General features: G+C 54.2%; 24 protein-coding genes and 3 tRNA genes. 10 read left to right on the top strand and 17 right to left on the bottom strand.

Features of this window, described 5'->3' with window-relative positions:
* The first annotated feature begins 195 nt into the window (after positions 1 to 195).
* Both hpaR and tsr read left to right on the top strand, forming a co-directional pair.
* Positions 196 to 636, top strand: coding sequence for a homoprotocatechuate degradation operon regulator HpaR (hpaR, locus tag USF70_RS14630; RefSeq protein WP_182072977.1), 441 nt, complete (start codon positions 196 to 198; stop codon positions 634 to 636).
* An 83-nt stretch (positions 637 to 719) separates the two neighbouring features.
* A complete protein-coding gene (tsr, locus tag USF70_RS14625) occupies positions 720 to 2,384 on the top strand; it encodes a methyl-accepting chemotaxis protein (RefSeq protein ID WP_033146482.1) in 1,665 nt (554 codons plus the stop codon).
* Positions 2,385 to 2,474: 90 nt separating this feature from the next.
* Here tsr and USF70_RS14620 read toward each other — a convergent pair whose 3' ends face one another.
* The 10 genes from USF70_RS14620 to USF70_RS14575 form a co-directional block, all read right to left on the bottom strand.
* A complete protein-coding gene (locus USF70_RS14620; protein ID WP_221702806.1) occupies positions 2,475 to 2,990 on the bottom strand; it encodes a GNAT family N-acetyltransferase in 516 nt (171 codons plus the stop codon).
* The gene (gene opgB, locus USF70_RS14615; RefSeq protein WP_221702805.1) at positions 2,990 to 5,281 is read right to left on the bottom strand and encodes a phosphatidylglycerol--membrane-oligosaccharide glycerophosphotransferase; all 2,292 of its coding nucleotides are present in this window, start codon (positions 5,279 to 5,281) and stop codon (positions 2,990 to 2,992) included. The genes USF70_RS14620 and opgB overlap by 1 nt, the downstream gene beginning before the upstream one ends.
* 270 nt (positions 5,282 to 5,551) lie before the next feature.
* Entirely contained in the window at positions 5,552 to 6,034 is a 483-nt protein-coding gene (locus USF70_RS14610; RefSeq protein ID WP_072196596.1) for a DUF2501 domain-containing protein, read from the bottom strand.
* Positions 6,035 to 6,117: 83 nt separating this feature from the next.
* Positions 6,118 to 6,855, bottom strand: a complete 738-nt coding sequence (gene dnaC / locus USF70_RS14605) for a DNA replication protein DnaC (RefSeq protein ID WP_023334409.1) — start codon at positions 6,853 to 6,855, stop codon at positions 6,118 to 6,120.
* Positions 6,852 to 7,397 carry a primosomal protein DnaT gene (dnaT, locus tag USF70_RS14600; protein ID WP_213787702.1) on the bottom strand — a complete coding sequence of 182 codons (546 nt, stop codon included), beginning with the start codon at positions 7,395 to 7,397 and terminating at the stop codon, positions 6,852 to 6,854. Before dnaT ends, dnaC begins: the two co-directional genes overlap by 4 nt.
* A 148-nt stretch (positions 7,398 to 7,545) precedes the next feature.
* The gene (locus USF70_RS14595; protein WP_023310299.1) at positions 7,546 to 7,974 is read right to left on the bottom strand and encodes an organic hydroperoxide resistance protein; all 429 of its coding nucleotides are present in this window, start codon (positions 7,972 to 7,974) and stop codon (positions 7,546 to 7,548) included.
* Positions 7,975 to 8,057: 83 nt separating this feature from the next.
* Entirely contained in the window at positions 8,058 to 8,510 is a 453-nt protein-coding gene (locus USF70_RS14590) for a MarR family winged helix-turn-helix transcriptional regulator (RefSeq protein ID WP_033146484.1), read from the bottom strand.
* Positions 8,511 to 8,551: 41 nt separating this feature from the next.
* Positions 8,552 to 9,193, bottom strand: coding sequence for a TetR family transcriptional regulator (locus USF70_RS14585; protein ID WP_023310301.1), 642 nt, complete (start codon positions 9,191 to 9,193; stop codon positions 8,552 to 8,554).
* A 67-nt stretch (positions 9,194 to 9,260) separates the two neighbouring features.
* Entirely contained in the window at positions 9,261 to 9,734 is a 474-nt protein-coding gene (locus USF70_RS14580; protein WP_023310302.1) for a threonine/serine exporter, read from the bottom strand.
* Positions 9,725 to 10,501 (bottom strand): threonine/serine ThrE exporter family protein, encoded by a 777-nt coding sequence (locus tag USF70_RS14575; protein WP_023310303.1) that lies wholly within the window; start codon positions 10,499 to 10,501, stop codon positions 9,725 to 9,727. Before USF70_RS14575 ends, USF70_RS14580 begins: the two co-directional genes overlap by 10 nt.
* 409 nt (positions 10,502 to 10,910) lie before the next feature.
* Here USF70_RS14575 and USF70_RS14570 point away from each other — a divergent pair, with 409 nt between their 5' ends.
* Positions 10,911 to 11,648, top strand: coding sequence for a helix-turn-helix transcriptional regulator (locus USF70_RS14570; protein ID WP_167818849.1), 738 nt, complete (start codon positions 10,911 to 10,913; stop codon positions 11,646 to 11,648).
* Positions 11,645 to 12,280, top strand: a complete 636-nt coding sequence (bglJ, locus tag USF70_RS14565) for a DNA-binding transcriptional activator BglJ (RefSeq protein ID WP_033144569.1) — start codon at positions 11,645 to 11,647, stop codon at positions 12,278 to 12,280. The genes USF70_RS14570 and bglJ overlap by 4 nt, the downstream gene beginning before the upstream one ends.
* A 38-nt stretch (positions 12,281 to 12,318) precedes the next feature.
* On the opposite strand, the gene USF70_RS14560 is transcribed toward bglJ, so the two are convergent.
* A complete protein-coding gene (locus tag USF70_RS14560; RefSeq protein ID WP_008502085.1) occupies positions 12,319 to 12,777 on the bottom strand; it encodes a YbaK/EbsC family protein in 459 nt (152 codons plus the stop codon).
* Positions 12,778 to 13,105: 328 nt separating this feature from the next.
* Between USF70_RS14560 and USF70_RS14555 the strand changes: the two genes are divergently transcribed.
* Positions 13,106 to 14,452 carry a PTS sugar transporter subunit IIC gene (locus USF70_RS14555; protein WP_023310306.1) on the top strand — a complete coding sequence of 449 codons (1,347 nt, stop codon included), beginning with the start codon at positions 13,106 to 13,108 and terminating at the stop codon, positions 14,450 to 14,452.
* Positions 14,453 to 14,547: 95 nt separating this feature from the next.
* Here USF70_RS14555 and fhuF read toward each other — a convergent pair whose 3' ends face one another.
* Positions 14,548 to 15,336, bottom strand: coding sequence for a siderophore-iron reductase FhuF (gene fhuF / locus USF70_RS14550; RefSeq protein WP_033144570.1), 789 nt, complete (start codon positions 15,334 to 15,336; stop codon positions 14,548 to 14,550).
* A 95-nt stretch (positions 15,337 to 15,431) separates the two neighbouring features.
* Positions 15,432 to 16,496 carry a GGDEF domain-containing protein gene (locus USF70_RS14545; protein WP_047060227.1) on the bottom strand — a complete coding sequence of 355 codons (1,065 nt, stop codon included), beginning with the start codon at positions 16,494 to 16,496 and terminating at the stop codon, positions 15,432 to 15,434.
* 215 nt (positions 16,497 to 16,711) lie between these two features.
* Here USF70_RS14545 and USF70_RS14540 point away from each other — a divergent pair, with 215 nt between their 5' ends.
* Complete coding sequence (locus USF70_RS14540; RefSeq protein WP_032660829.1) at positions 16,712 to 16,981, top strand: DUF1435 domain-containing protein; 270 nt, start codon at positions 16,712 to 16,714, stop codon at positions 16,979 to 16,981.
* A gap of 42 nt (positions 16,982 to 17,023) precedes the next feature.
* Here USF70_RS14540 and USF70_RS14535 read toward each other — a convergent pair.
* The 4 genes from USF70_RS14535 to rsmC all read right to left on the bottom strand — a co-directional run bounded on the left by USF70_RS14535 (position 17,024) and on the right by rsmC (position 18,545).
* Positions 17,024 to 17,109 (bottom strand) — tRNA-Leu (locus USF70_RS14535).
* 33 nt (positions 17,110 to 17,142) lie between these two features.
* A tRNA-Leu gene (locus USF70_RS14530) sits at positions 17,143 to 17,229 on the bottom strand.
* Positions 17,230 to 17,257: 28 nt separating this feature from the next.
* Positions 17,258 to 17,344, bottom strand: a tRNA-Leu gene (locus USF70_RS14525).
* Between the two features lie 172 nt (positions 17,345 to 17,516).
* On the bottom strand, positions 17,517 to 18,545 hold the full coding sequence (gene rsmC, locus USF70_RS14520; protein WP_029740018.1) for a 16S rRNA (guanine(1207)-N(2))-methyltransferase RsmC: 1,029 nt from the start codon (positions 18,543 to 18,545) through the stop codon (positions 17,517 to 17,519).
* A gap of 102 nt (positions 18,546 to 18,647) precedes the next feature.
* Here rsmC and USF70_RS14515 point away from each other — a divergent pair, with 102 nt between their 5' ends.
* The 4 genes from USF70_RS14515 (at position 18,648) to prfC (ending at position 21,851) form a co-directional block, all read left to right on the top strand.
* Positions 18,648 to 19,061, top strand: coding sequence for a DNA polymerase III subunit psi (locus tag USF70_RS14515; RefSeq protein ID WP_033144572.1), 414 nt, complete (start codon positions 18,648 to 18,650; stop codon positions 19,059 to 19,061).
* On the top strand, positions 19,030 to 19,473 hold the full coding sequence (gene rimI, locus USF70_RS14510) for a ribosomal protein S18-alanine N-acetyltransferase (RefSeq protein WP_033144573.1): 444 nt from the start codon (positions 19,030 to 19,032) through the stop codon (positions 19,471 to 19,473). Before USF70_RS14515 ends, rimI begins: the two co-directional genes overlap by 32 nt.
* Positions 19,474 to 19,492: 19 nt before the next feature.
* Entirely contained in the window at positions 19,493 to 20,170 is a 678-nt protein-coding gene (yjjG, locus tag USF70_RS14505; RefSeq protein ID WP_039260913.1) for a pyrimidine 5'-nucleotidase, read from the top strand.
* A 91-nt stretch (positions 20,171 to 20,261) separates the two neighbouring features.
* Positions 20,262 to 21,851, top strand: coding sequence for a peptide chain release factor 3 (gene prfC, locus USF70_RS14500; RefSeq protein ID WP_087823447.1), 1,590 nt, complete (start codon positions 20,262 to 20,264; stop codon positions 21,849 to 21,851).
* Positions 21,852 to 22,034 lie beyond the last annotated feature (183 nt).

Here is a 22,034-nt window from a genome sequence, read left to right as displayed (position 1 = left end):
TTTATTTCGCAATCAGAAGTGAAAGATTTGTGATGTGAATAACAATAAATTTACATATAGGATTTTATTGATAATAAAATCATATTCTTAATAAAATTGATGGGTTTCTGTTAGACTTTTTGACGGAAAACGTGTTGTTTATAAAATCATCTTTTAGGGATTGTTTACTTGTTAATGATGGGAAGGGGAAAGGCTATGCATGATTCATTAACCATCGCGCTGCTGCAGGCGCGGGAAGCGGCGATGTCGTACTTCCGCCCGATCGTGAAGCGCCATAACCTGACCGAGCAGCAGTGGCGCATCGTGCGCGTGCTGGCTGAACATCCGTCGATGGATTTTCACGATCTGGCGTTTCGCACCTGCATCCTGCGCCCGAGCCTGACGGGCATTCTGACGCGGATGGAGCGCGACGGCCTGGTGCTGCGCTTAAAGCCGGTGAACGACCAGCGCAAGCTGTACGTGTCGCTGACCAAAGAGGGGAATACGCTGTATGAACACGCCCAGGCGCAGGTCGAAGAGGCGTATCAGCAGATCGAGGCGGAATACACGCCGGAGAAGATGAAACAGCTGACGGCGCTGCTGGAAGAGTTTATTGAACTCGGAAACCGGCATAACGCAGCGCGGGAAGAAGAGTAAAAACCACAAATTCCAGGATGATTTTCGTAAAGTTTTCCCTTTCCAGGCCGAAAATTCTGTATCTGTCTGAGGAAAGAGAAAACATGTTAAACCGTATCAAGATTGTCACCAGCTTAATGCTGGTTTTAGCGATATTTGGCCTTTTACAACTCACGTCCGGTGGTCTTTTCTTTAATGCCCTTAAGAATGACAAAGAGAATTTCACCGTCCTGCAAACCATTCGCCAGCAACAATCCACGCTGAACGCCAGCTGGGTAGCGTTGCTGCAAACCCGTAATACTCTGAACCGTGCGGGTATCCGCTACATGATGGATCAGAGCAATATCGGCAGCGGCGCGACCGTTAACGATTTGATGCAAATCGCGTCTACGTCTCTGAAACAGGCGGAAAAAAACTGGGCTGCCTACGAAGCCCTGCCGCGCGATCCGCGTCAAAGCGATGCGGATGCCATGGAGATCAAGCGTAACTATGATATTTACCACGGTGCGCTGGCGGAGCTGATTCAGCTGCTGGGTGCCGGCAAAATCAACGCCTTCTTCGACCAGCCGACCCAGAGCTATCAGGACGGTTTTGAGAAGCAGTATGTGAGCTACCTGCAGCAGAACGACAAGCTGTATCAGACGGCGGTCGAAGACAGCAACAGCTCCTACAGCCAGGCTATCTGGGTGCTGATCAGCGTCCTGATTGCCGTGCTGGTGGTGATCGTGGCCGTCTGGCTCAACATCAAGCAGACGCTGATCTCTCCGCTGAATCGTCTGATCGACAACATTCGCCATATCGCCAGCGGCGACCTGGTGAAGCGCATTGAGGTTCAGGGCACCAACGAGATGGGTGAACTGGCCGACTCGCTGCGCCATATGCAGAGTGAGCTGGTGCGTACCGTCGGCGACGTGCGTAACGGCGCGAACGCGATCTACAGCGGCGCGAGCGAAATTGCGATGGGCAATAACGACCTCTCTTCCCGTACTGAACAGCAGGCCGCTTCCCTGGAAGAGACCGCTGCCAGCATGGAGCAGCTGACGGCAACCGTTAAGCAGAACGCCGAAAACGCCCGTCAGGCGAGCCACCTTGCGCTGAGCGCTTCTGAAACCGCGCAGAAAGGCGGCAAAGTGGTGGATAACGTGGTCCAGACCATGCGCGATATCGCAGGCAGTTCGCAGAAAATTGCCGACATTATCAGCGTGATCGACGGCATTGCCTTCCAGACCAACATTCTGGCACTGAACGCGGCGGTAGAAGCGGCGCGTGCGGGCGAGCAGGGTCGTGGTTTTGCGGTGGTGGCAGGTGAAGTGCGTAACCTGGCCCAGCGCAGCGCCCAGGCGGCTCGCGAGATCAAGAGCCTGATTGAAGACTCCGTGGGCCGCGTGGAAGTGGGCTCAACGCTGGTAGAAAGCGCCGGTGAAACCATGGGTGAGATCGTGAACGCGGTGACCCGCGTAACGGACATCATGGGTGAAATCGCCTCTGCGTCTGACGAGCAGAGCCGCGGTATCGACCAGGTGGGTCTGGCGGTCGCTGAGATGGATCGCGTGACCCAGCAGAACGCCTCGCTGGTTGAAGAATCTGCCGCAGCGGCGGCCGCCCTGGAAGAGCAGGCGAGCCGTCTGACTCAGGCCGTGGCGGTGTTCCGCATTCAGCAGGAGCAGATGAAAGCGCGCGAATTCGCTGCGGCTAAAGCGGTTTCCACGCCGGTGATGGCGCGTAAAACCGCGACGGCCGATTCAGGCGATAACTGGGAAACGTTCTAACCCGGTGCGTTGTGCCGGGTGGCGGCTACGCCTTACCCGGCCTACGGAAGGTTGTTGCAGGCCCGGTAAGCGAAGCGCCACCGGGCGATATCAAAGCGGCAGACGCATGGCACAGCGGGAGTTATACGCTAAGCCGTGCGCTGCTTCTTCTTCACGTTTTTCACGCAGTTCAGGCGTGAGTTCAGCTACGTATTCAAACCCCAGCTTTGCATAGAACGGCGCGTTCCACGGTACGTCCCTGAACGTCGTCAACGTCAGCGACGCCAGCCCCAGCGTGCGGGCATGGTCTGCCACGCAGGCGATGAGTTGCCTGCCGATCCCTTTTCCCTGCCAGTCCAGATCAACCGAGAGTTCGACAATAAACAGTGATGAAGGGTGTGCCTCGGCGAGGATAAACCCGACGGGCTGGCCGTTCGCCAGCGCCAGCCAGCTTAGCCCACGTTCGGCATATTCCAGGTGCTGCTCAGCGGAAATGACCTCACCGTCGGCAAGCCAGGCGAGATCCGGGCTTTCACGAAAGCGCTCGCCCGCCGCACGTTCAATGGCGGGCAGGAAGGCAACGTCGCCGGGACGCGTGGGGCGGACGGTGAGGTTAAGGTCGACCATTAGCCTGCGCGACTCACAATTTTAATTTCGACCATGCCAATGCCGAGCTCGCGCGGTGAATGGCCGAGAATATTCCCTTCATTGGTGGACTGCGGATCCGGCGGCACGATCACCAGGGTATTGCTGCGCGATGGGTTCTCAAAATGCAGCGTGTGCGTGCTCACGTCGTTCCCGAGCGTCAGCATCTGCTCCTGGCTGCCCACGCGAACCGGTACGGGCTTGTTAGCGTTGGGGCCATACGCTCTGGCGGTGATCACCAGGTCGAATTGTTCCGGCAGGGGATGGGCGTATTCAATTTTCACCTCGTTGCCCAGCTGCGCGTTGGACCAGCGCCCCCAGGACTCCGGACGCGAGATGCCGCTAAACTGCTTCACTTCCTCGGGCGCGCCGGCCACGTTAAAGATAAAGCTGTCCGCTTTGTAGCGAATGTCGTTATCGCTGATTTTCAGCATGTCGACGTTACGCTGATAGCGCGCGGTATCAATCACCGTATCGTTAAACGCGGTTTTGCCTTTCCACTGGGCTTTATCCACGTGCTGTACGGTTTGCTCCCCGCCGAGCTGACCCTGAGAGACGCACCAGTTGGTAGAAAGCGCCAGCGGCTGCGACCAGAGCTGGCCCATTTTGTAACATCTGTCGACCCAGACGAAATTATCGCGTGGGGCAAAATCGGCCAGCTGATAGCGCAGCGGCGCGGAATATTCACTTTCCGGCAGCGGCTCGACGCGCCCCGCCGACACGCGCACCAGCAGCGGCAGACGGAAGCTGCTGCCCGAGAAGGCAATCGTGTTTTTATCCCGATCGACGGTGAAGTCCTTCATCTCTTTCGGGAAGTTCCACAGGCGGATGATGTCTGGCTTCCAGGCGAGGATTTTATCCTTCATGTTGAGGAACACTTCCGACAGGGATTGCCCCGACAGCGTGCTGCGGCCCAGGCCAATAAAGTTGTCGCCGCCCAGAATGTCCAGCACGGTTGCGCCGTTATCCATGGAGTTGCGTTTGGTGGCGATGACCTCCTGCTGCGGCTGGTCGCCGCGCAGGACGAAGAACAGGTTGCTGCGATCCTGCTTGTTGAGCCGATCCCAGGCGCTGTTTTTCATCGCCAGATGGTCAGACGAAACGACGATGACCGTGTTTTTAAACCAGGGCGAGGCTTTGATTTTCTCGACCAGCGCGGCAATGTGCTCCTGACTGCAGGTCACGGCGCTGAAAGACGTGTTGTTTTTGCCGTCCACGTCATAGCTTTTGCGTTTGCAGCTGCGTGAGACGAACCCGTCCGGATGGTGGGTGTCCACCGTCAGCGCAAAGAGGGAGAAACGCTTGCCCGCGCGGGAAAGCTCCTCGAATTTCTTCCAGGTTTCGTCAAGTACCGTATCGTCATAGAAGCCCCAGTCGTTACGGTAGCTCGGATCGGCAACCGTCGTTTTTAACTCTTCTGAGCCATACAGGTGGTCAAAACCGTGGGATTTCAGGAACACGTCTTTTCCGGCAAAGCGCAGGTTTGCCCCCTGCACGAAATAGTTTTCGTAGCCGGAGTTTTTCAGAATATCGCCGAGGCAAATATTCTGGGGGAAGAACGTCGACATCGAGGCTGAGGCGTTACCTTCAAAAGGCGCGAACAGCGGGATACCGCACTGGGAGGCAACCATCCCGGCAATCGTATAATCCGTACCCGGCAGCTGCATGGTGTGGCTGAAGTCGAGCCCTTCGTTTTTCAACGCGCCCAGGTCTGGCGTCAGGTTCGGGAAGGCATCGTTATCAAAGTACGTGCGTTCCAGGCTTTCACCGTAGATGTAGACCAGGTTGAGCTTCGGGCTGGCGATCGTTTTGGACGGTTCTTTGTAGTAAGCCGCGAAATCCGGATCGCCGTCGCGCGACTGGGATTTCACCAGCTCGGTGATCTGATGGAACGCCGGGCTGGCGTCGACGGAGGCCAGCGCCAGGAATAACGCCAGCAGGCTGTAGCCATGATGGTGCGGAAGATGGCGACGTCGACGCAGCACCCAGGCCAGCGCGCCAAAAATCGTCACCAGCGCGACGATAAGGCCGAGCCCCGGAAGAATGTATTTGCCCACGCCCGCGCCCGTCAGGCTGTTCGTCAGCGTGTAGAGCACCGCATCGTTAATACCGTCACCGGTAAAGTAGTCGCTGGCGTATAAGGTAATGTTTAAAATAATAAAAATGCCGAGTACCACCAGCGTGGCGATAAACCACCAGGTGTGACGGCCGGCTTTCCAGGCGTAAACGCCGACAGAAGCCAGAAAAAGGATAAGAGACATGAATTCTGACAACAGCATATCCTCATGACGCCAGGTGCTTCGCTGGCTAACTGTTTATTTTTTGGGTCATACAATGTAATTGCGATGTCGTTAAGCTGCAATTTTAGTGTCACGAAAGTGTGCTGTTGTTAGGATTTGGTTTAGAAAATCGTTTTTATGAAGAAGGTCGCATCCTGACAAACGGACGCTGAGACGGTGGCAGGTGGGAAAAACGTTCGTTTAGCGCCGCGTTGCAAGACTATCGCATTAAACGCGGCGTGTTGTGGCAGAAAAAGGGGTGGATCAGGAGATGAAATTAACGCCTTGTTTCAGCACCAGATCGCAGGCTTTGGTTTTCACCTGTTTTGCCAGAGAAGAGTTGCCGAGGGTGCTCAGGTTAAGCTGCTGCCCGTTTTGCGCGTTAAGCAGGCCCTGAATGCCGTCCATATAGTTGGTGTCCGCTTTTTGCTCCTGGGTATCCAGACCCAGTTTACCCAGCACCTGGTTTTTCACGTTTTTCGCGTCGGTCACTGAGGCCAGCTTTTGCTTCGCGCAATATTCCAGAATCCCCGCCGCGTTGTTCATCGTGCCCGCGCTAAGGCTCTGAGAGCTGTTGCCCAGCAGGCTGGTGAGGGAAGAGGCGGAGAGTCCACCCTGAGAGCTGCTGCTCTCTTTGGTCAGCTCATTTGCCGCGCTTGACAGGGACTCCTGCCAGGACGCCGCTTGCGCTGCGCCGGTTACCAGCAGCGCGCCTAAAAAGGTGCTGATTAGAATCTGTTTTTTCATCATGGCTCTCTCAAAAAGGTCCGTTTTGGGCCGAAGGGGTTCCAGTATATACCTGTGCCCTGGCAGCGATTCCTGGAACTGTCTTAATACTCTTTGCCGGTAACGCGGCTGCGGTAACTTTCCCAGTCGAAGATGACATAAAGACTATTACCCAGCTTCATGCGGTCCATGACGCGTTCACCCAGCAGGCGGGTCATCTCGTCGATATTGTGGTTCGTCAGCATGCCGGTGGGGCGTTTGGACGAGGAGCGGCGGTCGACAATCTGGTTGATGATCACTTTTTCATAGCGGGATTCTGTCTGAACGCCAATCTCGTCGATGACCAGTAAATCGACATTGCTCAGATCGTTGAGCAATTGCTCTTCGCTGGTTTCGCGGTTGCTGAAGGTGTCTTTCATCGCGGACATGATATCGGCCACGGTGATGATAAGAACTGATTTACCCCGCAGAAGCAGCTCGTTGCAGATGGCGGCTGCAAGGTGGTTTTTTCCGGTACCCGGCTTGCCGCTAAAGATAAAGCTGGCGATATTGCCGTCGAATTCATCCACGTACTGACGGGCGGCGGCAAGGGCGTTCATTTGTCCGTTGGTTTCGACTTTATAGTTATCGAACGAGCAGTTCTGGTGCAGGGGACGGATACCGGAACGGTTAAAGGTGCGCTGCATTTTCATCGCCCGGTTTTCCCTGGCGAGCGCGGCGGCGCGGATCTCACCTTGCTCTTTTTGCCACGCCAGCAGCTCTTCACCCGTGGTGAAAGCGGGCTTCACGTTGGCAGGCATCATTTTTTGCAGACGTTTCATCAGGTCGCCGACGTTCTTCATTTCGCACCTCGGAATCCGCTGGGGATCTGTTTATCCGGTTCGGAAAACGCGTTGATATCGCGTTTGGGCTGGCCGTTGTTGCCGGCGCGGGTAATTTGAAGATGACGCGCGAGCTTTTGCTGCCATTGAATATGGGTGAAGACTTTACCTTCCGCCTGCCACCAGGCGGTAAACGCGGCGAGCTCTTCCGCGGTGGCCGGCTGGGTTAGCGCAATGCCCCACAGCGCGGCCTGCCGCTGAAAATCCGCATCCGGCTGCCAGCCCGCGTACAGGGCAAATTTTCCCATCGGAACGGTCACGGGGACGTTAACCGGTTCATCAAAGAACTGGTTGTCCAGCGTGATATCGCTCGCCGGGCGTGACAGTTGCGCTTCAATCTCCAGAAGCTGTGCCAGGCGTTCCGGCGTGATTGCGTAGAACGCCGGCGCGTTGTCGGCAAAAACCGCAACCGTGCCGCCTTCGGCATGGGTCAACACACCGAGTGGGTCGCGCATAAAGGCATCAATGCCAGCAATGCTGGTGGTCAGAATTCTGGAGGACATAACGCTTACTCTACTGATTACTACGGGCGTGATATGGGCTTATGGTAGCACAGAGAGAGGAAAGGGAAGGAGGGGATTTCCCCGGTGGCGCTGCGCTTACCGGGGCTACGGTCGTAGGCCTGAAAAGCGCAGCGCCATCAGGTATTTATCACGCGATGATGTTCAGGGTCACGTCGATGTTGCCGCGGGTCGCGTTAGAGTACGGGCAAACAATGTGCGCCGCATCGACCAGCTTTTTGGCTTCCGCGGGATCCATACCCTCAACGTGGATGTTCAGTTTTGCTTCGATACCAAAACCGGTTGGCAGCGGGCCAATACCCACTTCGCCTTCAATAAAGGCATCTTTTGGCAGGGTAAATTTGTCGCGTGCGGCCACGAACTTCATCGCGCCCAGGAAGCAGGCAGAGTAGCCCGCAGCAAACAGCTGCTCAGGGTTCGTTACTTCTCCGCCCATGCCGCCCATCTCTTTTGGCACGCCCAGTTTTACGTCCAGTACGCCATCGGAAGAGGTCGCGCGGCCGTCACGGCCACCGGTTGCTTTTGCTTTGGCGGTATACACTACTTTTTCTAAAGACATGGCAGGTTCCTCATCTTGCTTTGATGTGTGCTATTAAATAGCGTGCGATATATATGGGTGATAATCACGCGTAAAGTATAGCTTTACGCGCGGTGTAGCTGTTGTCGCAAAAGTTCGAGCTGCTGTTTGAGCGCCAGCAAAGTGTCGGTATCACACTGCGCTGCGCAACCCACCGCATGGGGAATACCCAATGCCTGCTGCTGAAGTTCACGTCCCGCTTCACTCAGGGTGACGGCGACCTGACGTTCGTCTTTGCGCGAACGGTGGCGGTTGATTAACCCACCGCTTTCCAGCCGTTTTAACAGCGGCGTCAGGGTTGCTGAGTCCAGAAACAGGCGTTCGCCGATGTCCGACACCGTGACGTCATCCTGCTCCCACAGTACCAGCATCACCAGATATTGCGGGTAAGTCAGGTTCAGCGGTGCCAGCAGTTGCCGGTACAGCTTATTAAGCGCCAGATTTGCCGAATAGAGAGCAAAGCAGAGCTGGTTGTCCAGCTTGAGCGCAGCGGTTGCGTCGTTCGTTTTCGCGTTCATGAGATCAATATAGGTAGTGTGCGATTTAATTGCAAGCAATTTTATGGGCAGGTGTAGCGGAGCGCCACCTGAACGGCCATTTTGCGGTAGTGCTGGCGCTGAGCCTGTTCGTCCGCCCCGTCTTCAAACAGGAGCGTGAAGGTGTAGCTGTTGGCAACGTAATGAAAGCTGAAGCTGCTTATCAGGCGGTGAAGATCGCGGGCATCAACCGTCTGGCTGAAGAGCTGCTTTTCTTTGCCCCGGTGCAGGATGCCCTCCAGCAGGTCGAGCGCGCTACGGTTAACCTGGCGAAGATAGCTCGACTGCTGCATAAAGCGGCCCCGCTGCATGTTTTCCATGCAGATAATCCGGATGTAGTCCGGGTGGTCGGCATGATAGTCAAAGGTGGCTTCAACCAGGTTGACCAGCGCTTCGACGGGGGGCATTCCCGCCAGGCTTAGCGCTTTTTCACTGGCGCGAATCTGGGTGTAAACATGTTCCAGAACCAGGAGATAGAGATTCTCTTTATTCTTAAAATGATAAACCACCATGCGTTTGGTGGTACCCGCTTTCTCCGCGATCTGCTCCATGCGGGCACCGTTCAATCCATACTCGGCAAAAAGCGCGATGGCGCTCTGAAAAATTTTCTCTTTCAGGCTGGATTCTTCGCTGTGCTCGGGGTGTTCGCTGCCAGGGTTAGCCACATCCTTTCCTTATTTTCACCAAACGGACGAGAAAGATTATCTCCATGGCAGCGAAATAACACAAATATCAAACGCGTGGGCGTTTGCGGTACAGCCACAGCCCGGGGATCGACAGCCCGATGGAAAGCGCGCCGACGATGGACGAGGCCTTAAGAAAGTTGCTCAGGAGGAGGATCATCTGAGGCTCGGTGTAGCCAAAGTGGCTGATTTTCACCGCGGAAATCATCGCCGTATAGGCAGATATGCCGGGGAACATTGGGATCACGGCGGCGACGGTGAACACCTTGGGATGCGCCAGATACCAGCGCGACCACTGAATGCCGATACTGCCAACCAGCATGGAGGCCATAAATGTCGACCATTCGATGTTAAATCCTGCGGTCATCATCACCATTCGCGAGCCATGACCAATCGCGCCCAGCAGCGCACACCACCGCAGAGCGCGTTGCGGAACGTTAAACACCATCGCAAAGCCGACGGCAGGAATGGCGGCCAGAAGCATGTCCTGTGCCAGCGCCAGCAGAAAATCTATCACGCCCATCCGCGTAACCCCCAGAGTGTCATGGCCATCACAACGCCGATGCAGGTCGCCAGCGTCAGCAGGCTGGCAATAGCCCAGCGTGCCAGACCGGTATTGATGTGTCCTTTAAACATGTCGGCAACGGCGTTGATCAACGGAAAGCCCGGAACAAGCAGAAGCACGCTGGCGGCCATGGCAATCGTCGGGGTAGTGGCAAACTGCGGCAGGCGCAGCAGCAGGCCGGAAACCGTGGTGGCGACAAACGCGGTAATGCAGAAGTTAATTTGCGGATGCAGCTGCCGGTGCGTCAGCAGCTGGCGAACATACATGGCGATACTGCTGGCGAAAAAGGTGACGATCGCGCCGTCCCAGCCGCCTTTATTGAGCTTACAAAAGCAGGCGCAAGACAGCCCTACCATCACCACGACAAGCCAGCGCGGATAACGCAATGGCTTAATTTGGCTGAACCGTTTTTCAATCTCCCGAAGATCGAGAAGCTTATGTTCAGCAAGGATGACGATGTGCTGCACTTCGGTCACGACGTGCATGTTAATGCCGCGGTCATGGTTTTTACGGGTGGAGGTCAGGCACTGGCCGTCTTTGATCGTGGTCAGCACGATGGCGTTAGATGAAATAGCGCTTTCAACGCTATCCATACCCAGCGCCAGTCCCAGCCGGGTGGAAAGCTCCTCAACCAGCGCGCTTTCCGCGCCGTGCTGGAGCAGAAAAAGACCGCACTGAATACATAGCCGCGTGATAGCACGCTGCGTTGACCGATCTGCCTGCATGTATTGTCCTGAAGAAGGTGGAAAGTTGCCGGTTGGCCCATAGCGATTACTTTTAGCACAAAGTGCAGTGTCTCTTGCTGTGGGCCAGATCAAGGTTTATGCAAACAGTTGCAGCGCCTAAGTGCGGAAGGGGTTGGGATTAATTCATCATTCTGGTGAATTATAATTATTGAAAGATAAGTTATATATATTTAGTTATTCTAATTTTATATTGTAGTTATTTTAATGACACTGCAATTAAATTTAATTTCGCTTTGTGAGATATTACTGCTGTTTAGGTATTTCTTAAACTAAGAAAACATCTCATCTTCTGCTTGTATTAACCTGCTTTACACTCAGGGACGAAAATACTCATACGTTGATGCACTTTAACGTTACTCATCACATGAAGAATGGACACGGAGGGTCTATGTTGTCTTTGCACGGTAAGCATAGCGTTATCATTAGCCGGATACCGGTCATGCAAAACGGGTTGGGGGGCGTAATGACTCGCCATTTCCCCGATTTTGAATTGACCTATTGCAGCTCATTGCAGGAGTTAACACTGCTCCAGCTACGCCGCGCTGACGTCATCATTGCTGATATTACAGGCGAATACTGGAATCCTCGGGGCGCGCTCGAAGAGTATTTCAATTTATTGAATCAATACCGGAACATTCACTGGATCTTTTTAGTTTCGCGGCCGCTTAACCCTATTGCCGTTGAGCTACTTGTGCGCCCGGAAAGTACGCTGCTTTCTGATATGGAACCCATTGAAGGCCTGGTGAACGCTATTCGGGCAGGTAGCGAACGCGCAGAGCGGGTAAGCCAGACGTTGTTAGCCCCTGAACCTCAAAGTACGGGGGATGAAGACGAAAACGTTATTGCCCTTACGCACTCCGAACGCAAAGTATTGCGGCTGTTAGGTAAAGGATGGGGGATTAACCAAATCGCCACATTGCTCAAGAAGAGCAATAAAACCGTCAGTGCACAGAAAAACAGTGCGATGCGACGGCTGTCATTACGCAGTAATGCCGATATGTACGCCTGGATAAACAGTACACAGGGAATGCGAGAGCTGAGTTTGATGTCAGCCTATGGAGAGTTCGAGGAATGGAAAAAACCGATTCAACAAGACATATCGCCATCGTCGAAAATTGCACGATGAGTGCTGTTGGGCTGCAGCATCTTTTTGCGATGCCCGGCCTGAATCATTATCAACTGCATCTGTTTAGTGAATTTGACAGCTTTCAGAAAGCACTTCAGCACGTCAATTTTTTCTCGCTGATCTATTCATATTCCGATGCACGAGACGACCGTCGTAGCTGCCTGGCGCACCTGCGGGATTTTGCCTTTACGCATGGCCACATCCAGCGCATTATCCTGGTCGCTGATGAGATGGAAGCAAGATTGATTAGCCATCTTTCCCCGTCACGCCTTCACGGTGTGGTCAGTAAATCGCTGAAGCTTGAGCTCCTGCAGAAGGAACTCATGGTGTTGCTGAGCGAAACCCTGCGCATCAATGACAATATGATGAATCACTGGTACCAGAGTCAAAGCAGAATGTTAAGCCCAACGGAACGGGCAATATTGCGTTATATGTCTTGCGGCTATTCCATTCCTCAAATCGCGGCACAGCTTGAACGCAATATTAAGACCATCCGGGCGCATAAGTTTAATGCGATGGTCAAGCTGGGGGTGAACTCTGACGTAGGGCTGCTCGATGCGGCGGATATTATTACCCACCTTTCGGCAAGAGAACCGCGAAGTTCGATACTCAGCAAGCCGACTTTTTTATAACCTGTCTGTTGCGCGCCAGACAGGCTCTGGCGCATCAATCAGATGCAAACATCAACCCATTTTGCGGAAGTCAGCTCTGCCATTCTGTCAGGTGAAATACGCACGGCACTGTGAATTGCGCCTGCTGCGGGCAGAACTTCGGCGTACTGCTTTAATGAGATATCGCAGTAAACCGCGAGCGGGTTTTCAAGGCCGAACGGGCACACGCCGCCAACGGGGTGACCTGTGATGGTCACCACTTCATCACTGCTGAGCATGCGCGCTTTTGCACCAAACGTATCTTTCAGCTTTTTGTTATCCAGGCGCGCATCGCCTTTCGCCACCACCAGTATCACCTCATTTTTCACCTTTAATGACAAGGTCTTGGCGATTTGCCCCGGTTCAACACGATGGGCGGCAGCAGCCAACGCAACGGTAGCGGTACTCTGACTAAGTTCAATGACGTCTATATCCGGCGCGTTGTCGGCAAAAAACTGCTGTACAGACTGCAAACTCATTGTTTCCTCCTGACAAATATCCTGCGTAATCTGTCATAAGAATTTATGCTCTGTAAATATCTCTTCAGTAACAAATATCCCGAACGGCTGATTTCTGGATCCTCTTCACAATCACGGAAACCGGTTACAGTAACCGGTTGCAGAGCGTGATGCGTCGATTAATACTGAGTACGTAACGTCCCCTGTATCCAATAATAAGAGCAAATTATGAAACCATTCCGTCTGAGCAGTACCACTGGTCCACAAGCCAGCAAGGTTGTGAAGGTGATTTATGGAACAACGTGCGGCGCAAATGTGCCCGTAACAAACGTCTGACAGGAGATCTGCCATGTCTGCCAACCATGCTGCGTTTAACCTGATATTCCGTTTTGTTGAAAATTACGTGAGCCCCATTGCCGGGCGGATCTCTTCCCAGCGTCATGTCATGGCTATCCGTGATGGGTTTATCTCTGCGATGCCATTTATGATTGTGGGTTCGTTTCTGTTAGTGTTCGCATACCCGCCGTTTTCGCCGGATACCACCTGGGGTTTCGCCCGAGCCTGGCTGGATATGGCGAAGCAGTTTGAAGGCCAGATCCTGACGCCGTTTGATATGACGATGGGCATTATGTCCATCTATATCTGTGCGGCCATCGCCTATAACCTTGGCAAACATTATGTCAAATCACACCAGTTAGACCCGTTTATGTGCGCCATGCTGTCGCTGATGGCGTTTCTGCTGGTCGCGGCACCGAAAACCAAAGGCACGCTGCCTGTCGATAGCCTGGGTGGGACGGGCATTTTTACCGCGATTCTGGTGGCGATCTACTGCGTTGAGATGATGCGTTTCCTCAAGGCCCATAACATCGGTATTCGCCTGCCGGACCAGGTTCCTCCGATGATCAAAAACTCTTTTGATCTGCTCATCCCGGTGCTGGTAGTGGTGTTGACGCTTTATCCTTTGAGCCTGCTCATTCAGTCTCAGTTCGGCATGCTGATCCCGCAGGCCATTATGTCGGTCTTTAAACCTCTGGTATCCGCAGCGGATTCCCTGCCTGCGATCCTGCTGGCCGTGTTGATTGGTCATCTGCTGTGGTTCGCCGGGATCCACGGAGCCGCCATCGTCTCCGGGATGCTGCAGATGTTCTGGCTGACTAACCTGGGTGCGAACCAGACCGCGCTGGCCGCCAGTCAGCCTCTGCCGCATATTTTTATGGAGGCGTTCTGGACGTTCTTTATCGTGATTGGCGGGTCGGGCGCCACGATGGGGCTGGTCATTTGCTATCTGCGTAGCCGTTCAGCGCATTTACGCTCTATCGGGCGTTTGAGCGTGGTACCCAGCTTCTTCAACATCAATGAACCCGTTATCTTCGGTACGCCAATCGTGATGAACCCGGTGTTCTTTATTCCGTTCCTGCTGGCACCGATGGTAAATGCCGTGCTGGCCTGGGCGGCGATGACGTTTGACCTGATTGGCCGCGTCATCTCAGTGGTTCCCTGGACGGCACCGGCGCCAATAGGCGCAGCGTGGGCTCTGGGCTGGGATTTCCGCGCGGCTATTCTGGTTGTGGTTCTGGCCTGCGTATCGGCAATCATCTACTTCCCGTTCTTCAAAGTGTACGAGAAACAGCTGCTGGAGCAGGAAGCGGAAGAGGCACAGCGTAACGCGGAAGAGGACAATCAGCAGGTGGCTTAGGTTAAAGCAAAACGGCAACTCAGGTTGCCGTTTTTAGTGTTTGTTCCCTCTCCCTGTGGGAAAGGGGCAGGTTGAGGGCATCAGGCCGGGGCCGACTACTTCAGCGTGCAATCCCCGCACTGCTTAACGTCCGGCAGGCGGTAGCGCTGGCAGCAGGTGCGGCGAACCAGAAGCCCATCACGGAGCACGACGGTACGGAATAACGGGTTGTCACGGCCATCGGAAAGCTGTTTTGCAAAGAAACAGGACTGACGCAGGGCATCAACGTTCTCATCACCAAGCAGAGGCTTCATTTCCGTTAAATACCAGTGGATTAAATAGCCCGTATTGCTCCAGATAAGCTTCGCGTTAATCTCTCCCGTCGCTTCAAGCGCGTCCACGACCGGGATCAGGGCCTGGGTGATAAGCTGCTCCATGCGTTCCTGAGCCGTCAGGCGTTCCGCGTTCTGGTCTTCGTGCAGATCAATCCAGAAACAGGCTGCGCGCCCGGTTTCGTGAAACTCGACGTGGAAATTATCCGGCGAAAGTTCCAGCATGCTCTTCTGGGTTAACAGCGCCAGCATGAGGGGAGGCACCATCAGCCCGATATACCACTGCGCCCAAAGAGAGAGCAGTGGTTTATTTTCCCGCGTAAGAGTGGGCTGATTGCGATAGATATGGTCGGAATAGGTGGCCAGCAGCGACTGCAGTTTTGTCGGTTGACGCCACTCTGAGAGCGTCATGGCGTGGTTCGGGTGCGCTTCATCAAGGCGGATAAAGTCCAGCAGGTGGGCGCGCGTCTCCGCAATCTTATCCCGTATGGCATCCGCAAGCGAAGCATTCCCGCTGGTGAGGGGCGCTCGCCAGAGGAGGGGTTCGACGATGTGTGCGGTATGCGTAGCCATAGTATAGATAGAAATCTAAATGATAATGATTGCCAATCCTAACTATTGCTCATATCAATGGCAAGACTTTTGTCTTTAAGACACCGCCGTGATGTTTATGCCGTCTGCAGCTCTTCACTTAACAGAATGTTATTGCGCCCCATATGCTTTGCTTCGTAGAGGGCTTTGTCCGCTTTTTCCAGCGCGCCTTCCACGTCTTCATCCTCGAAAATAGCAATACCAATGCTGATGGTGACGTTTGTCGCGACGCTCTCGTTAAACAGATGCGGGATTTTCAAATCGTAGACTTTCTGACGGATCCGCTCGGCCGTCTGGCGGGCATGTTCGAGAGAAATATTGGTCAGCAGCACCATAAACTCTTCTCCGCCAAAACGCGCCACAATATCGCGAGAACGCACGGCGTCGCGAATTGCCGCAGAGACGCGCTTCAGCGCCTGGTCGCCCATCATATGGCCATAGTGATCGTTATAGGCTTTGAAGTGATCGATATCCATCAGCAGGACAAAGTGCTCGCCATTTTCTACCGTCGGCAGGTTCTCCAGACGGCTTTGCAGACCGCGACGATTATAGAGCCCGGTAAGCGGGTCCATCATGCTGAGATCGGTAAGGGTTTCTCGCTCTTCCAACAGGCGCGAGAGCAATTCCTGAGCGAAACGGTCGTTACGCGTTTGCAAAATGTTATGAATAGCAATTGCCACCACAGGAAGTGCGAAAGAATAGGTCATTCTCAGCCATATATCGTGATCGCTTAGCCACAGGCAGACAATAAAGGTGGGCAATGAGTGCAGCGTAAATGCTTTGATATTACTCGCGAATGCCAGCGTTCCGATAAAAAGTACCGTTAATAGAGCGATTAACAAATACGTCGCGTGGTCGTGGGTAATTAAGGCGAATTTAGACTCAATTTGCCAGGCCCACAAAATACCGAAGATCCCTGAAACAACGGGAATATTTATCTTCCGCGCGCGCTTTCTCCAGTGCCAGACGAACAGGCCGGTGCTGATGGAGAAAATAGCAATAAGTGGGGCAGATAACAGGCGTACAGAATTGAGCGGATTTGTTACCGAGAACACTGCCGAGGTTGCGTTCAGAAATAAAAATAAACGTAACGACAATTGATATTTTCTGTGAACCAAAGACCGCCAGGATTGTGATGTCATAGTCGTGCGTTTTTATTAAAATTTAATTAAAACAAATAAGTAGGTGCCGTTTCGCAATAAAACATGCAAAAAACTCAAAGAGTAATTATCAGAAAATCTTTAGATGTTGTTAACAGGTGTGCAATTTATCACCTTAGGCAATTCCTGTCATTACGGGAAAGGTAAAGGTCGATGGATTTTGATTCATTCAGCTGACAAATGATAATCTGTGTCATATGATATTGGTTATCATTATCGTTGTGAGAGGGCAGATCATGTTGAACAGGGCGCTTGGCAGTGGTTGGGGGGTATTGCTACCGGGAGCCATTCTCGGCGGGTTGATGTTTGCCGATCTCTCCCTTGATACCTGGAAAGCGATCATTGTGTCAGGACTGTTAGTCACGTCAGGCATGATCTGGCATAAGCAGCTTCGCCACTTTGTTTTACTGCCATCATGCGTAGCACTGGTCAGTGGAATTCTGGTGATACTGATGAGTTTGAAATAACAGGGAAAAACAAGGGGAACTTCAGAAGGGATGTAAGATAATTGGTGCGAGGGGGGGGACTCGAACCCCCACATCCTAAGGACACTAACACCTGAAGCTAGCGCGTCTACCAATTCCGCCACCTTCGCACAGTCATCTTACTATTTTTGATATCGCCTCGTTGGTGCGAGGGGGGGGACTCGAACCCCCACATCCGTAAGGACACTAACACCTGAAGCTAGCGCGTCTACCAATTCCGCCACCTTCGCCCAGTGCGAGCAATATCATTGTGATTTATGGTGCGAGGGGGGGGACTCGAACCCCCACATCCGTAAGGACACTAACACCTGAAGCTAGCGCGTCTACCAATTCCGCCACCTTCGCATACCATCGATACTGTAAAAGTATCGTAACCACGGAGGCGCATTCTAGATGTTTTCAGCTTTACGTCAACAGAAAAGTGCGCGCGACGCCTTGATTGCTGCAAAAATGGCCGATGCAGGCGCTATGCGGAGCCGGATGGCGCTTGTGCTTATCCGGCCTGCTGGAGCGGAGATTACTTTTTGGCCTGGCGCGTCATGACGGTACGGTAGACCTTAAAGCGGCCGGTCTGGGCGATCACTTCGTGGAAGCCGAAGGTTTCGTCCAGCACTTTCGGGTACGCCAGGAAGGCGTTCGCGACTATACGCAGCTCGCCGCCGCTGTTCAGATGACGGGTTGCGCCGCGGATCAGCGTTTGTGCCGCTTCAAGGCTGGTCTCCATACCGTCGTGGAACGGCGGGTTAGAGATAATCATGTCGAAGCGACCGGTGACGTCGGAGAAGACGTTGCTGGCAATCACCTCGCCTTCAATGCCGTTTGCGGCAAGCGTTGCGCGGCTGGCTTCAACAGCCGGGGCGCTCACGTCACAGAGGGTTAAGCGCACTTTGGGTGAATGGCTGGCGAGCACGGTAGAGAGCACGCCCGCGCCGCAGCCCACGTCCAGCACTTTGCCTTTGGTGTGCGGCGTCAGGGTGGAGAGCAGCAGCTTGCTGCCCGTATCCAGCGCGTCGCGGCTGAACACGCCCGGCAGGGTTTTGATGGTCAGGCCGTCAAGCTGGTACTCGTCCCAGTATGCCTGTGGATCGAACGTTGTCTGCTTTTCCAGACGGCCATGATACAGACCACAGCGGCGTGCGCTGTCGACTTTATTCAGCGGTGCGTAGCCTTCCAGCATCTGTTCAGCGCTACGCACGCCGCTGCGGTTCTCACCCACCACGAAAATATCGCAGCCGACCGGCAGCAGGGAGAGCAGGTTCATCAGCTGAAACTGGGCTTCCGGTTTATTCTTCGGCCAGTAGTAGATCAGCGTATCGCAGTCGGCGATATCGCTCTGCTCCGCCACCAGGCTAAAGCGCGCGCGCTCGCCCATCTGGCGGCTCAGCACCTGCCAGTGGTGGTAGTATTGGGTATGGGCACGGCTTTCAGCACAGTCGAAACGCGCAGGCAGGTCATCCTGCATATCTCCGGCAAACAGAATACGGCTTTCTTCGAAATCATCACTGTGACGCAGCAAGACTTCACTTGCCGGGGTAAATGCAGACATGAATTGTTCCTCAATAAACTCAGGCGGGGATTATAGTAGGTAGATGGCGCACTTTCGACACATTTGCTATATTTGCGCGCCTGAGAGACAGGAGTTTTCCCTATGACATCCCGACGAGACTGGCAGTTGCAGCAGCTGGGCATTACCCAGTGGGCTTTGCGTCGCCCGACGGCGTTGCAGGGCGAAATCGCCATTTCCATCCCTGCGCACGTTCGTCTGGTGATGGTGGCGGAAGAACTGCCTGCCCTGAATGAACCCCTGATCGATGATGTCCTTCGCAGCCTGAAGATGACGGCCGACCAGGTTTTACAGCTGACGCCAGAGCGTGTCGCGATGCTTCCTCCTGATAGCCGCTGTAACAGCTGGCGTATCGGAGAGACAAACGAGATCCCCCTCCAGGGGAGCCAGATCTGCTCGCCAGCGCTGGACGAACTGAAAGCCAACCCAAAAGCGCGCAGCGCGCTATGGCAACAAATCTGCGAATATGAACACGATTTCTTCCCTCACGACGCCTGACCTGACCACAGCGTTTGCGATTGAAACACGCGCCCACGCCTTTCCGTGGAGCGAAAAAACCTTCGCCAGCAATCAGGGCGAACGGTATCTGAACTTCCGTCTGGACGTTGACGGCACCATGGCCGCCTTCGCGATCACGCAGGTTGTTCTTGATGAAGCGACGCTGTTTAATATTGCGGTTGATCCCGCGTTCCAGCGCCGTGGGCTGGGAAGAGAACTGCTCGAGCACCTCATTCGTGAGCTCGAAACCCGTGACGTTTTCACCCTGTGGCTGGAGGTGCGCGCGTCGAATGTCGCCGCCATCGCACTCTATGAAAGCTTAGGCTTTAACGAGGCGACAGTCCGCCGTAACTACTACCCCACCGCAGAGGGACGTGAAGACGCCATCATAATGGCTCTGCCGATTGGATAACGAATATAAGGTTGTAACGATGAAATGGGACTGGATTTTCTTTGATGCCGACGAAACGCTGTTTACGTTTGACTCGTTCGGCGGCCTGCAGCGGATGTTTCTCGACTATAGCGTGACCTTCACCGCTGAAGATTTTCAGGACTATCAGGCGGTAAACAAGCCGCTGTGGGTGGATTACCAGAACGGTGCCATCACCGCGTTACAACTACAGCACCAGCGTTTTGACGTCTGGGCGGAACGCTTAAAGGTCAGTCCGGGAACGCTGAATGATGCCTTCCTGAACGCGATGGCCGATATCTGTGCGCCACTGCCGGGTGCGGTTTCCCTGCTGAATGCGTTGAAAGGCAAGGTCAAACTGGGGATCATCACCAACGGTTTTACCGCCCTGCAGCAGATCCGCCTCGAGCGCACCGGCCTGCGCGATCATTTCGACGCGCTGGTGATCTCCGAAGAGGTGGGCGTACCTAAACCGGATCCGCGTATTTTCGACTACGCGCTGGCCCAGGCCGGTCATCCTGACCGCGATCGCGTCCTGATGGTGGGTGATACGGCAGAGTCAGATATCCTGGGCGGCATGAAGTCAGGTTTGTCGACCGTCTGGCTCAACGCGCATGGCCGCGTGAAGCCTGAAGGCATCGAGCCGACCTGGACCGTGACGTCGTTGAACGAACTGGAGCAACTCCTGTGTAAACAATGATTGCCTGCCCCCCATTGATGGGTAAAATAGCCGCAATTTTGTATTCCATGATGCGTGGCGTGCTGCCGCGCTTATAAAAGAAGATTTAATTATGACGTTGTCTCCTTATCTGCAAGAGGTGGCAAAGCGCCGCACTTTTGCCATTATCTCGCACCCGGATGCCGGTAAAACGACCATCACTGAGAAGGTGTTGCTGTTCGGACAGGCGATCCAGACTGCGGGTACCGTTAAAGGCCGTGGCTCCAGCCAGCATGCAAAATCTGACTGGATGGAGATGGAAAAGCAGCGTGGTATTTCGATTACCACCTCCGTGATGCAGTTCCCGTATCACGACTGCCTGGTGAACCTGCTGGACACCCCGGGCCACGAAGACTTCTCCGAAGATACCTACCGTACCCTGACGGCGGTGGACTGCTGTCTGATGGTGATCGACGCCGCCAAAGGTGTAGAAGACCGGACCCGTAAGCTGATGGAAGTTACCCGTCTGCGCGATACGCCGATCCTCACCTTCATGAACAAACTCGACCGTGACATCCGTGACCCGATGGAGGTGATGGACGAAGTGGAAAGCGAGCTGAAAATCGCCTGTGCGCCAATCACCTGGCCAATTGGCTGCGGTAAGCTGTTCAAAGGGGTGTATCACCTCTATAAAGACGAAACCTACCTGTATCAGACCGGTAAAGGCCACACCATTCAGGAAGTTCGCGTGGTGAAAGGTCTGGATAACCCTGAGCTGGACGCGGCAGTCGGCGAAGAGCTGGCCGCGCAGCTGCGCGACGAGCTGGAGCTGGTGAAGGGGGCGTCTCACGAGTTCGATAAAGAGCTGTTCCTGAGCGGTGAAATCACCCCGGTCTTCTTCGGTACCGCGCTGGGTAACTTCGGCGTTGACCACATGCTGGACGGTCTGGTGGAGTGGGCGCCGCGTCCGATGCCGCGTAAAACCGACACCCGTGAAGTGGAAGCGAAGGAAGAGAAATTCACCGGCTTCGTGTTCAAAATTCAGGCCAACATGGACCCGAAACACCGCGACCGCGTGGCCTTTATGCGCGTGGTGTCCGGTAAGTATGAAAAGGGCATGAAGCTGCGCCAGGTGCGTACCGGGAAAGACGTGGTGATCTCCGATGCGCTGACCTTTATGGCGGGCGACCGTTCGCACGTTGAAGAGGCGTATCCGGGCGACATCATCGGTCTGCACAACCACGGCACGATTCAGATCGGCGATACCTTCACCCAGGGTGAAATGATGAAGTTCACCGGTATTCCGAACTTCGCGCCGGAGCTGTTCCGTCGTATCCGTCTGCGCGATCCGCTGAAGCAGAAACAGCTGCTGAAAGGCCTGGTTCAGCTCTCCGAAGAGGGCGCCGTGCAGGTGTTCCGCCCAATCGCGAACAACGATCTGATCGTGGGTGCGGTCGGCGTGCTGCAGTTCGACGTGGTTGTCGCGCGTCTGAAGAGCGAGTACAACGTGGAAGCGATTTACGAGTCCGTGAACGTCGCGACCGCGCGCTGGGTTGAGTGTTCTGACGTGAAGAAATTTGAAGAATTTAAGCGTAAGAACGAAATTCAGCTGGCGCTGGATGGCGGCGATAACCTGACCTATATCGCGCCAACCATGGTGAACCTGAACCTGACGCAGGAACGTTACCCTGACGTTCAGTTCCGTAAAACCCGCGAGCACTAATCCCTCTCAGAGCACGGCTCCCGCCGTGCTCTTCTTTAATTCCTGTCTTATTAATCCCTTGCGGAATGTTCTTAATTCAACGCAATTTCACGCTATTCGCGCGTTTTTTACCCAATTCTGAAAGCGGCTCTGTGAGAGTGATCTATATTTAACTCAGTGTTTAACACCGGGCGTGGATAAATT

It is taken from the genome of Enterobacter sp. 237C8 (assembly GCF_034106865.1).
Lineage (GTDB): Bacteria > Pseudomonadota > Gammaproteobacteria > Enterobacterales > Enterobacteriaceae > Enterobacter > Enterobacter asburiae_B.
The sequence above is the reverse complement of the archived record's forward strand: the minus strand, read 5'-3'. Positions and strand labels throughout refer to the sequence as shown.